Source organism: Flavobacterium sp. (assembly GCF_025352425.1).
Lineage (GTDB): Bacteria > Bacteroidota > Bacteroidia > Flavobacteriales > Flavobacteriaceae > Flavobacterium.
Window position 1 is genome coordinate 1 of record NZ_JANXTI010000044.1, and the last position, 11,779, is coordinate 11,779.

General features: G+C 35.5%; 11 protein-coding genes. 3 read left to right on the forward strand and 8 right to left on the reverse strand.

Going from position 1 to position 11,779, the window contains the following annotated elements:
- From groL to miaB, 8 genes are all read right to left on the reverse strand, one after another.
- Positions 1 to 1,470: chaperonin GroEL (gene groL, locus Q0Q99_RS06230; RefSeq protein ID WP_293893046.1), on the reverse strand; the 1,470-nt coding region annotated here is incomplete at its 3' end.
- A gap of 22 nt (positions 1,471 to 1,492) precedes the next feature.
- A complete protein-coding gene (groES, locus tag Q0Q99_RS06235) occupies positions 1,493 to 1,768 on the reverse strand; it encodes a co-chaperone GroES (protein ID WP_293893049.1) in 276 nt (91 codons plus the stop codon).
- A 131-nt stretch (positions 1,769 to 1,899) separates the two neighbouring features.
- The gene (secG, locus tag Q0Q99_RS06240; RefSeq protein WP_293893052.1) at positions 1,900 to 2,232 is read right to left on the reverse strand and encodes a preprotein translocase subunit SecG; all 333 of its coding nucleotides are present in this window, start codon (positions 2,230 to 2,232) and stop codon (positions 1,900 to 1,902) included.
- Positions 2,233 to 2,235: 3 nt separating this feature from the next.
- Positions 2,236 to 3,075, reverse strand: a complete 840-nt coding sequence (locus tag Q0Q99_RS06245) for a tetratricopeptide repeat protein (RefSeq protein WP_293893055.1) — start codon at positions 3,073 to 3,075, stop codon at positions 2,236 to 2,238.
- A 3-nt stretch (positions 3,076 to 3,078) separates the two neighbouring features.
- Positions 3,079 to 3,582, reverse strand: a complete 504-nt coding sequence (lptE, locus tag Q0Q99_RS06250; RefSeq protein WP_293893058.1) for an LptE family protein — start codon at positions 3,580 to 3,582, stop codon at positions 3,079 to 3,081.
- 41 nt (positions 3,583 to 3,623) lie between these two features.
- Positions 3,624 to 4,457, reverse strand: coding sequence for a hypothetical protein (locus Q0Q99_RS06255; protein ID WP_293893061.1), 834 nt, complete (start codon positions 4,455 to 4,457; stop codon positions 3,624 to 3,626).
- Positions 4,458 to 4,510: 53 nt separating this feature from the next.
- Entirely contained in the window at positions 4,511 to 5,773 is a 1,263-nt protein-coding gene (locus Q0Q99_RS06260; RefSeq protein WP_293893064.1) for a sigma-54-dependent Fis family transcriptional regulator, read from the reverse strand.
- A gap of 2 nt (positions 5,774 to 5,775) precedes the next feature.
- A complete protein-coding gene (gene miaB / locus Q0Q99_RS06265; protein ID WP_293893067.1) occupies positions 5,776 to 7,230 on the reverse strand; it encodes a tRNA (N6-isopentenyl adenosine(37)-C2)-methylthiotransferase MiaB in 1,455 nt (484 codons plus the stop codon).
- A 220-nt stretch (positions 7,231 to 7,450) separates the two neighbouring features.
- Here miaB and Q0Q99_RS06270 point away from each other — a divergent pair, with 220 nt between their 5' ends.
- The 3 genes from Q0Q99_RS06270 to Q0Q99_RS06280 all read left to right on the forward strand — a co-directional run bounded on the left by Q0Q99_RS06270 (position 7,451) and on the right by Q0Q99_RS06280 (position 11,552).
- Positions 7,451 to 7,699 (forward strand): hypothetical protein, encoded by a 249-nt coding sequence (locus Q0Q99_RS06270; protein WP_293893070.1) that lies wholly within the window; start codon positions 7,451 to 7,453, stop codon positions 7,697 to 7,699.
- A 193-nt stretch (positions 7,700 to 7,892) separates the two neighbouring features.
- The gene (topA, locus tag Q0Q99_RS06275; protein WP_293893073.1) at positions 7,893 to 10,394 is read left to right on the forward strand and encodes a type I DNA topoisomerase; all 2,502 of its coding nucleotides are present in this window, start codon (positions 7,893 to 7,895) and stop codon (positions 10,392 to 10,394) included.
- A 3-nt stretch (positions 10,395 to 10,397) separates the two neighbouring features.
- A complete protein-coding gene (locus tag Q0Q99_RS06280; protein ID WP_293893076.1) occupies positions 10,398 to 11,552 on the forward strand; it encodes a formimidoylglutamase in 1,155 nt (384 codons plus the stop codon).
- Positions 11,553 to 11,779: the final 227 nt, after the last annotated feature.

The window sequence follows — 11,779 nt, forward strand, 5'->3', positions numbered from 1 at the left end:
AATTGAACCTTCTATTCCGGAGTTGGCAACTATCTGGCGCAATGGTTCTTCAATGGCACGCTTAACAATTGCAATACCTGTTGTTTCATCAGCATTTAATGCGCCTTTTAATTTTTCCAAACCTGCAATAGCACGACGAACGATAGCGATACCAGTTGCTTCATCAGCATTCAATGCGCCTTTCAGTTTTTCCAAACCGGCAATCGCACGAATGTAGGCAACACCACCACCTGGTACAATACCTTCTTCAACCGCAGCCCTTGTTGCATGTAATGCATCATCAACACGGTCTTTCTTTTCTTTCATTTCTACTTCTGTAGCCGCACCTACGTACAACACTGCCACACCACCAGCCAGTTTGGCCAAACGTTCCTGCAGTTTTTCTTTATCGTAGTCAGAAGTGGTTGACTCCATTTGACCTTTGATTTGGTTTACACGATTTTTAATCAGGTCCGCTTTTCCGGCACCATTAACTAAAGTTGTATTGTCTTTATCGATAGTTACTTTTTCTGCTGTTCCCAACATTTCCAAAGTAGTATTTTCTAATGTATAGCCACTTTCTTCTGCAATTACAGTTCCTCCCGTTAGGATAGCGATATCTTCCAACATTGCTTTTCGTCTGTCACCAAACCCCGGAGCTTTTACAGCAGCGATTTTCAAAGCACCACGTAGTTTGTTTACTACCAATGTTGATAAAGCTTCGCCATCAACATCTTCTGCAATAATCAATAATGGTTTCCCTGATTGTGCCACCGGTTCCAATATTGGCAATAATTCTTTTAGGGAAGATACTTTTTTATCATACAAAAGTATGTATGGCTTTTCTAATTCCACTTCCATTTTTTCAGGATTGGTCACAAAATACGGAGAAAGATAACCTCTGTCAAATTGCATTCCTTCCACAACATCAACATAAGTATCAGTTCCTTTCGCTTCTTCCACAGTGATAACACCTTCTTTGCCTACTTTTCCAAAAGCAGTCGCGATCAAGTCACCAATAACTTCATCATTATTTGCGGAAATAGAAGCAATTTGTTTTATTTTTTCAGAATCACTTCCAACCACCTGTGCTTGTTTTGCCAAATCAGCTACAATAGCTTCGACAGCTTTGTCAATTCCGCGTTTTAAATCCATCGGGTTAGCTCCTGCAGCTACATTTTTCAAGCCTTCTTTTACAATTGCTTGCGCCAAAACAGTAGCGGTTGTAGTACCGTCACCAGCCAAATCATTGGTTTTTGAAGCTACTTCTTTCACCATTTGCGCGCCCATATTTTCCAACGGGTCTTTTAATTCAATTTCTTTAGCAACCGTAACTCCGTCTTTGGTAACGGTTGGTCCACCAAATGACTTGCCAATAATTACATTACGACCTTTTGGTCCAAGAGTTACTTTTACTGCATTTGCCAATGCATCAACGCCACGTTTTAATCCATCGCGAGCTTCAATATCAAATTTTATATCTTTTGCCATCTTTTTGTTAATTTATTTTGAATTATATTATTGCAAGAATATCTTCCTCACGCATGATTAGATAGTCTTTTCCATTGAATTTTAAATCTGTTCCTGCATATTTTCCATAAAGAACAACATCCCCAACTTTAACGGTCAATGGTTCGTCTTTTTTCCCTTTTCCGGCAGCCACAACAGTTCCTTTTTGTGGTTTTTCTTTAGCGGTATCAGGAATGATAATTCCCGAAGCTGTTTGGGTTTCGGCAGCGGCAGGTTCTATAATTACCCGGTCTGAAAGTGGTTTAATATTTAATGCCATAATTTATTTTATTTATGTTTTTGAATTTGTGGTTTGCTTTTTCAGAAATTGTGCCAAGCCTTTAAACCTGTCATTTTTTGTAAAAAAAATGCCAGCATGTCAGTGCTGGCATTATATTTTTTGTATGCTGATTATTTTTTTGGAGTCTCTACTGGTTTAGCCGGAGCTGGAGTTGTTGTTTTTGCAGCAGCAGCTTCTTTTTCGTTAATAATTTTCGAATTAGAATCGCTAAGGCTTCCTGAGAAACTTAAGCTTGATAATAAAATCAAAACGATTAATATAGTTGCCAATGTCCAGGTGCTTTTATCTAAAAAATCTGTTGTTTTTTGAACGCCACCCATTTGTGTTGACCCGCCTAATGATGATGACAAGCCTCCACCTTTAGGGTTCTGAACCATAATTACTATGATCAATAAAAAACAAACTATTGTTATTAATACTAAAAAGATTGAAAATGTGCTCATTACTTAATTATTATTTTGTTGTAAAATTTTAACATCCGAAATTCGGTTTGCAAAGAAACTACTTTTTCCCGGATATTTCAAAATTAATATTTCATACGCCTGAATTGCTTTTGAATATTTTTTTTGTTCCAAATATACCCTGGCTAAAGTTTCAGTCATCAGGTGCGAAGTGTCTTCGGAAATGGTTTCTATTATAGGAACTGTAGCGTCTTTTGCTATGGGAGTTAACTTCGGATTGTTTTCTATAAACTTATCGATTAAATCTAAGTTTTTCTTTTTAGCTCCACTCAATTCGGCGTCGCTTCGGGTGTTAATATCAATCTTAATTTCTTCGCGGATAATTGGTTTTAATCGCGACAATTGCAACCACTCTTGGAACGAGTGCTTTTCGTTTCTTGAAAACTCTAAAGGCTTTCCGATGTCTAATTTTTCTTCGACTTTTTGCTCTTCGGTTGCGGTGGCTTTATTGATGGAAGTTAAAATCGATAATTCCAGGGCATCAACAACTGGTTTATTGGCTTCTATAATTATATGCTCACTTCCTATAACACTCATGTTCATCAATTCTTCCAACTTTTTTTCATACAGCCCTTTTTGTACCGAAACAAAAGAATCTGAAGTGATAAAGTCAAATAAAATACTTCTGTCAGTAGTATAAGCAGCAGAGACTTTCAGCGAATAATTATAATTAAAACTATCCTGATTATAAAAATGCTTTAACTTCAAAACACGGGCACTTTGAAAATAAGGAAATGCCGTTAATACATTGTCCAATGTTTCTGCGTATCGATTATTAATCGCATCGGGTTTGTTGAGTAAATATGTATAATCAGTTAGGTTCATTAATTACCATTTGGCCAAAGACTCATTAAAAATATCCTGGGTTATACGCTCAAAAATTTCATCGATATAGCCATTCAATACGGAACCAGTTGGAAGTGTGCTTCCTTCATAATCCCGGTAAAACGAAAAACGTTTCTCAAAATTATCGGCTTCTTTATTTTTATTGCTAAAGCGAACCATGACAGTAATTGTTAATCTGCTTTGGGCCGCTGTTTGAGCCGCAGTAGCTTGCATTGGTGTTGTTCTGTATTCAACGATTTCGCCTTCATAAAGCAAATCGCCATTAGAATTGGTCAGATTTAAATTGGTTTGATTCTGAATAATTTCCTGAAGTTTGATGGTAAATCTTCGGTCAATTCCGGGTTCGATTAATTCTGCATTATTCTGAAAATAATTAACCTGAAACGTCTTTGCATCAATTTTTCCCGTTCCGGTAAAGTTATAAACAGAACAACTATTGACGCTTATTACAAGGATGAAAATGGAAAATATTTTTAAAAACTTCATGGTAACAATTAAAGAGCGCTAAAGTAATTCTTTATTTTGAATTACGGAAGAACATCGCCTTGGTAGTAGTAATAAGAATTTGTTAAACTAGATTCGAAAACGCCATTAGAAAAATTTTCTTGAGTAAGTAATTCTATTTTATTACTTGGGTAAAATAACATTCCAAAAGAATGAGTCTCTGGATCTACCACAGAAAAACTTTGAGTTTCTTTTATGCTATAAGATGAAATTCCAGTATTGAAGAAACGAGGTTCAATTATAGATTTTAATTTTAAAACCGAAAGTGTTGCATTTTTTAAGGGGTTTACAACTGTTCCATAATTAAAATGCACCTCTATTTCGCCCAAACTGCTTCCAAAACCTATCATGCTTAACAGGTTTCCATTTTCATATTGAAAAGAAAATTCAGTTTGAATATCATCTCCTTCCTCGGGAAAATCAAAAAAATCGAAATAATGGGTTACTATACCATCAGCATTTAATTCACAAGAAAAAGTCTCATTTCCTTCAATGTAGTAATAACGATTTTCAGAAGCATTGTAGTTATAGCTTCTGCTATTAATACTTGTAATTTTGTTGCTTGAATCATATGTAATCAGATAGTTTTCAGTTGGTGAGCCGGAATCATATTTTGTGTCCTGAATGACATTATTGTTTGAATCGTAAACAAATGATTCAATTAATTCATTGTTTGGATTGGTTATACTGATTAACAATCCATCGTCATTAAATTTCCAACGTGTTTCAAAAGTTCTTCCTGGAAAAAAATCAACCCTTTGTAATAAATTAGGATTAGTTAAAGAACTGCTATTGTCACTACTACAAGAAAATAGCGTGGTTGCTAATACAAAAAGAGAAATAATCTTTGATTTCATGACTATAAATTTGGGTGATGTAAACATATAAACCAATATATTAAATTAAAAATTTACAGGTCATACTGCTTAATTTTTCGATAAAGTGTTCTTTCAGAGATACCCAACTCATCGGCAGCCGCTTTTCTTTTGCCTTTATGACGATCTAAAGATTTCTTTATAAGTTCAATTTCTCTTTGTTCTAATTTTAAAGTCTCTTCTACTTCAACGGTTTCCGCCATTAGGTAATTTGTGTCATCGTCATCGTCGAATTCCTCTTGTTCTACTTCGTTTCGTGAAGAAATCGAATTCAGTCTTGATTCGTCAGCAAAATTAGAAGCACTTTCTTCTTTTTGTCCGAAAACTTTCTGAATCAAATTCTTATTCATTTCCTGCACTTTGGAGCTTCCGTTTTGCATTAATTCCATGGTCAGTTTTTTCAAATCATGCAAATCACTTTTCATATCAAAAAGTACTTTATACAAAATGTCTCTTTCCGTAGAAAAATCGTTTTCCGATTTTTTCCCACCAATAACCGAAGGCAAATTGCTGCCTTCAACTGGCAAATAGGATTGCAGAGTTGCCAAGGTAATGTCTCGATTGGTTTCCAAAACCGAAAGTTGTTCGGCAAAATTCCTAAGCTGACGAATGTTTCCGCTCCAGCGGTATTTTTGCAAAAACTGAATGGCTTCGTCACTCAGTTTAACAGGCGGCATTTTGTATTTATGTGCAAAATCTGAAGCAAATTTTCTAAACAATAAATGAATATCATCTTTTCTGTCGCGCAATGCGGGCAAAGGAATGTCAACCGTACTCAACCGATAGTATAAATCTTCGCGGAATTTACCTTTCTCAATAGCGTCAAATAAATTAACATTTGTAGCTGCAACAATCCGAACATTGGTTTTTTGTACTTGCGATGAACCTACTTTTATAAACTCCCCGTTTTCCAAAACACGTAGCAAACGAACTTGTGTAGTCAAAGGTAATTCGCCTACCTCATCAAGGAAAATCGTTCCGCCGTCAGCCACTTCAAAATAACCTTCACGCGCAGCATTTGCGCCGGTAAACGAACCTTTTTCATGTCCGAAAAGTTCACTGTCAATGGTTCCTTCTGGAATGGCACCACAGTTCACGGCAATATATTTTCCATGTTTTCTGTGTGAAAGCGTATGAATAATTCTCGGAATACTTTCTTTACCAACTCCGCTTTCTCCAACAACCAAAACAGAAATATCAGTTGGAGCTACTTGAATTGCTTTTTCTATCGCACGGTTTAGTTTTGGATCGTTTCCAATAATTTCAAATCGTTGTTTTATATTTTGAACTGATTCCATAATTAGTTTATTTGCATGTCACTATACCCAACAGCTTCGCCAATTAGGGTTCCACTAGTGCAATTCGTGATTTTTACATTTACGAAATCCCCAATCTTATAATGTTCCCTTGGGAAAACAACCATAAAGCTTTGTGAATTCCTTCCTGATAATTGTTCTGATGATTTTTTAGACAATTTTTCAACCAAAACTTCTACGGTTTTGCCCACAAATTCTTTGGTCCTGATACCGCTGTGAATGCGTTGTAAGTCTACAATTTCCTGTAGTCTACGCATCTTGGTTTGCTCCAACACGTCATCTTCCATTTTTCTTTCTGCCAACGTTCCCGGGCGTTCAGAATAAGAATACATGTATCCAAATCCATATTTCACTGCTTCCATCAAACTTAATGTTTCCTGATGATCTGCTTCTGTTTCTGACGGAAATCCGGCAATCATATCTTGCGTAATGCTGGAATCAGGTATAATTTGATGAATTTTATTAATCAATTGAAAATATTCAGTTCGTGTGTGTAAACGATTCATTTCTTTCAAGATCCTGTCGCTTCCGCTTTGAACCGGTAAATGAACATGTTTACACACATTGGAATATTTGGCAATAATATGCAACACTTCCTCATGCATGTCCTGCGGATTTGAAGTTGAAAAACGAATACGCATTTTCGGAAATTGTACTGCCGCCATTTCCAGCAATTGATCAAAACCAAAGGCTGTAGCTTGTTGCATTTCGGTTGCCTTTTCAAAATCTTTTTTCAAACCGCCACCATACCATAAGTAGCTATCCACGTTTTGTCCCAATAGTGTTACTTCCTTAAATCCCCTGTTCCATAAATCTTTGATTTCTGCCATGATACTTTGTGGCTCACGGCTTCGCTCACGTCCGCGGGTGAAAGGCACCACACAAAACGTACACATATTATCGCAACCGCGAGTGATAGAAACAAGAGCGGTTACGCCATTACTCATTAAGCGGACAGGCGAAATATCGCCATAAGTTTCTTCCTTCGATAAAATAACATTGATGGCATCCCGGCCATCTTCGACTTCTTTCAATAAATTTGGTAAATCTTTATAGGCATCCGGACCAACAACCATGTCAACAATTTTCTCTTCATCAAGAAACTTTTCTTTCAAACGCTCAGCCATACAGCCCAAAACCCCCACTTTCATTCCCGGATTTACCTCGCGTTTCACAGCATTGTATTTCTCCAAACGCTTTCTAACCGTTTGTTCTGCCTTGTCGCGAATAGAACAGGTGTTCACCAAAACTAAGTCGGCTTCTTCTAATATTGTAGTAGTATTATAGCCCTCATTGGTCATTATGGAAGCCACTATTTCGCTATCGGAAAAGTTCATAGCACAACCATAACTTTCGATATAAAGTTTTTTGGTATTTTGTGGTTTGTTTTCAAGGACAAGACTTTGCCCTTGTACTTTTTCATCGATTTCCTTATCCATAGAATTTTTTGCAATTTTACAGCCAGCAAAGATATACTAAAATACAAAATCTGCCAAGTTGGCAGTTGAAAATTAACGTTAGTTTTAGAATTTTATGAGGAATATTTACATGAAATTTTGTAACAATTCAATTTTAATATGTAACATTCTATTTGGACTAGTGCTTTAATTTTGAGAACATAATAACCTAACGAATTCATTAACTTAAAAAATTATTAAGATGAAACTATTAACAAACATTAGCAAAGCTTCAGTAAATTATTTAACAATTGTTGCATTATTTCTTTGGCAAGGCTTTGCCTGGGCACAGGAAACAACAACATCGACTACAACTAAAGATGTGAATGTAGATTTGAATGTCGATGGAGGTAGCGGAACTTGGTATGCCGAACCTTGGGTTTGGGTTGTAGGTGTAGCAATTTTTATAATAATTATAGTTGGGCTTTTAAAAAGCAACAGCGATAAATAGGATTGTAAACTAACCAGAACTAAAAATGGGAATTGATCACTTAAGGGTGACTTTACCCATCTTTTAATTGTCCATAAACGTTTAATCGTAGCTTATAGTATAGCCCAATCGCGCTCAAAATTTACTTTTTAAAAATTGAGAAGTGCACTATTTAAAAAAATCATATACTTTTGCCCACACAAACAATTGGTATATGGCAAAGAATTTAGTTATTGTTGAGTCGCCGGCAAAGGCAAAAACCATTGAAAAATTTTTAGGAGCGGACTATCAGGTTGAATCAAGCTATGGCCATATCGCCGACTTGCCTTCCAAAGAAATAGGAGTAGATGTAGCAAATGGTTTTAAACCAAGATACGAGGTTTCCAGCGATAAAAAAGCGTTAGTCTCTAAACTAAAAACTTTGGCCAAAAATGCCGATATGGTTTGGTTAGCGTCCGATGAAGACCGTGAAGGGGAAGCCATTTCATGGCATCTAGCGGAAGAATTAAAATTAGATAAAGCAAAAACCAAACGAATTGTTTTCCACGAAATTACTAAAAACGCTATTTTAAAAGCTATTGATAATCCAAGGGAAATCGATTATAACTTAGTTAATGCCCAACAAGCACGTCGAGTTTTAGACAGATTGGTAGGATATGAGCTTTCTCCGGTACTATGGAAAAAAGTAAAAGGAGGATTATCTGCTGGCCGCGTGCAATCAGTTTCGGTTAGATTAATTGTTGAAAGAGAAAGAGAAATACAAGACTTTAAACCTGTAGCGTCTTATTCAGTAACGGCTGAATTCACAAATGAAGCCGGAAAAACAGTAAAGGCGAAATTACCAAAAAACTTCGCTACTAAAAAAGAAGCAGAAGATTTTTTGAATAAAAATATTGGTTCTGCATATAAAGTATCGGATTTAGAAACAAAACCAACAAAGAAGTCACCGGCGGCTCCTTTTACAACGTCAACTTTGCAACAGGAAGCAGCTCGTAAATTGTATTTGCCGGTTGGAATTACCATGCAAATCGCACAACGTCTGTATGAAGCGGGTTTGATTACTTATATGAGAACTGATAGTGTTAATTTGTCACAAGAAGCGATGGCTGCGGCGCAAGCTGAAATTACTAAATCATATGGTAAGGAATTCTCAAAACCCAGAAACTTTACTACGAAAAGTAAGGGCGCGCAAGAAGCACATGAAGCCATTCGTCCAACAGATATGGGGCGCAGTTCTGTAAATGTAGAAAGAGATCAGGCACGTTTGTACGATTTGATTTGGAAAAGAACATTAGCGTCACAAATGAGTGATGCCGAATTGGAAAGAACGAATGTAAGGATTGAAGCCAACAATCATTCTGAAATTTTTCAGGCATCGGGTGAAGTAATTAAATTTGAAGGGTTTTTAAAAGTATATTTAGAAGGTAATGACGATGACGATGAAGAACAAGAAGGAATGTTGCCTGCTTTAAAAGTGAACGAGAGATTGTTAAACAACAACATCACTGCAACTGAAAGGTATACAAGAGCGGCATCAAGATATACGGAAGCATCTTTGGTAAAGAAATTAGAAGAATTAGGTATTGGTCGTCCTTCGACTTATGCTCCAACGATTTCTACTATCATTGCCAGAACTTATGTTGAAAAAGGAAACCTGGAAGGTGTAGAAAGAAAATATACGCAACTTACGCTTCAGGCGAATAAAGTCGATGAAAGGATTTTAAAAGAAAATACGGGTTCTGATAAAGGCAAATTGGTGCCAACGGATATTGGAACGATTGTAAATGATTTTTTGGTAAAGAATTTTGCAGCGATATTAGATTATAATTTTACTGCAAAAGTCGAGCAGGACTTCGACGAAATTGCGGAAGGGAATATTGATTGGGCGAAGATGATGCAGGAGTTCTATGATAAATTTCATCCGAATGTTGTTCAGGTTCAGGACACAGCGGAAAGGGAAAGCGGAGAAAGAATATTGGGCAAAGACCCAAAAACGGGGAAACAAGTTTTGGTGCGTTTAGGAAAATTTGGTCCGGTTGCACAAATTGGCGAAGCAGATGATGAAGAAAAGCAATTCGCAAGTTTGCGTCAGGAACAAAATATTGGAAGCATCACTTTAGAAGAAGCGTTGAATCTGTTTTTGTTACCAAAAAATTTAGGTGCATACAAAGGAGAAGAGGTTGAGGTAAGTAATGGTCGTTTTGGACCTTATGTACGTTTTGGGAAGCAATTTATTTCGTTGCCAAAAGGCGAAGATCCCTTAGATGTGACTATGGAAAGAGCACAAGAGTTGATCAATGAGAAAGCCCAGGCTGATGCTCCAATTGCAACGTATCAAAATGAAGGAGTTCAAAAAGGTGTTGGTCGGTTTGGTCCATTTTTGAAATGGAATGGAATTTTTATTAATGTAAGTAAAAAATACAACTTCGACAATTTGTCCCAAGCTGATATCATAGAACTTATTGAAGAGAAATTACAAAAGAACATTGACAAAGTAATTCATGACTGGAAAGAAGAAGGAATCTTGGTTGAAAAAGCACGTTGGGGAAAATCAGTAATCACTAAAGGTAAAATCAAGATTGAATTAAATAAAGATATTGACGCTTCGAAACTAACATTAAATGAAGTAAAAGAGTTAATTGAGAAGAAATCACCTGCAAAAAAATCTGCAGCTAAAAAAGCACCTGGTAAAAAAACTGTCGCTAAAAAGAGATAAACTATGGAATTTGATTTTCTATCACCTGTTGATAACGAAATTATTCAATACATAAGCGAATTGTCATCCCAACATTTGGGGAGTAAAGTTGTTTTCCATACGGATAAAGAATTTCCTGACATTGACAAGATAAAAATTGCAATTATTGGGGTACTAGAAAACCGAGGCGCCGTAAATTACGTTGATGAAGAAGTAAATCTCAATCCTATACGAAAGGAATTATATGCATTGTTTCCCGGAAACTGGCAAAGTTCCGTTGCTGATTTGGGAGATATCATTCCCGGAAATACTTTAGAAGATACTTTTTTTGCTTTACAAAAAGTGGCATCTAAATTAATACGTAAAGGAATAATTCCTATTGTTATTGGAGGTTCACAAGATTTGACCTACCCATTATACAGAGCATACGATGATCAGGAGCAAATGGTTAACTTGGTTTCTATAGATAGTAAATTTGATTTTGGTAAACAGGAAGATGGAATTAAAGCTGATTCTTATTTGTCGAAAATAATTTTGGACGAACCAAATAATCTTTTCAATTATACGAATATTGGATATCAAACCTATTTCAATTCTCAAGAAGAGATAGACTTAATTGAAAAATTATTTTTTGATGCGTATAGATTAGGTGAAATTTCCAATAATATTGAATTATCAGAACCTACATTGAGGGATGCAGACATAATTAGCATAGATTTAACTTCCGTAAAGTCCTCCTATTCAGGAAATTTTAGTACTTTTACGCCTAATGGGTTTGATGGAAAGGAAATTTGTAGTTTGGCCAGATATGCAGGTATTAGTGATAAAGTAAGTTCTTTTGGAATTTTTAATCATAACAATAAAAACGAAGGGGCAGTTCTGATTTCCCAGATAATTTGGTATTTTATTGAGGGGGTTAATTACCGTTCAAATGAATATCCTTTTGGAACAAAAGAGAATTATTTAAAATACATTGTTCCTTTAGAAAATGAAGAATTGATTTTCTATAAAAGCAATAAGACAGGGAGATGGTGGATAGAAATTAATTATTTTGCAGGTCAACACAATAAACTTAAAAAAAATACGTTATTATCTTGTTCACATGATGAATATTTAGCTGCCTGTGGCAATGAAATACCAGAAAGATGGTGGAAGGCGCAACGAAAAAATTTAACATAACATAATAAAAATAAAAAATAAACTTACAAATAATATATAAAAAATGTATTTTATCGTTAAAAAATGCATTTTATCGATATAAAATTTTTTTAATTACAAGATTACTTCTATTTTTGGAATGTGAATTCCTATTATAGAAAGCTGAGAACTGAAATTTAATATTAATTAATTGCTTTTTTGAAAAATAATAAATAGGTTTACGCCCTGAAAAATATTCAAAAATAACC

Excerpts from the sequence above, each read along its gene's own strand:
- groES (WP_293893049.1), bottom strand. The coding sequence starts at position 1,768 with ATGGCATTAAATATTAAACCACTTTCAGACCGGGTAATTATAGAACCT.
- secG (WP_293893052.1), bottom strand. The coding sequence starts at position 2,232 with ATGAGCACATTTTCAATCTTTTTAGTATTAATAACAATAGTTTGTTTT.
- Q0Q99_RS06245 (WP_293893055.1), bottom strand. The coding sequence starts at position 3,075 with ATGAACCTAACTGATTATACATATTTACTCAACAAACCCGATGCGATT.
- lptE (WP_293893058.1), bottom strand. The coding sequence starts at position 3,582 with ATGAAGTTTTTAAAAATATTTTCCATTTTCATCCTTGTAATAAGCGTC.
- Q0Q99_RS06255 (WP_293893061.1), bottom strand. The coding sequence starts at position 4,457 with ATGAAATCAAAGATTATTTCTCTTTTTGTATTAGCAACCACGCTATTT.
- Q0Q99_RS06260 (WP_293893064.1), bottom strand. The coding sequence starts at position 5,773 with ATGGAATCAGTTCAAAATATAAAACAACGATTTGAAATTATTGGAAAC.
- miaB (WP_293893067.1), bottom strand. The coding sequence starts at position 7,230 with ATGGATAAGGAAATCGATGAAAAAGTACAAGGGCAAAGTCTTGTCCTT.
- Q0Q99_RS06270 (WP_293893070.1), top strand. The coding sequence starts at position 7,451 with ATGAAACTATTAACAAACATTAGCAAAGCTTCAGTAAATTATTTAACA.
- topA (WP_293893073.1), top strand. The coding sequence starts at position 7,893 with ATGGCAAAGAATTTAGTTATTGTTGAGTCGCCGGCAAAGGCAAAAACC.
- Q0Q99_RS06280 (WP_293893076.1), top strand. The coding sequence starts at position 10,398 with ATGGAATTTGATTTTCTATCACCTGTTGATAACGAAATTATTCAATAC.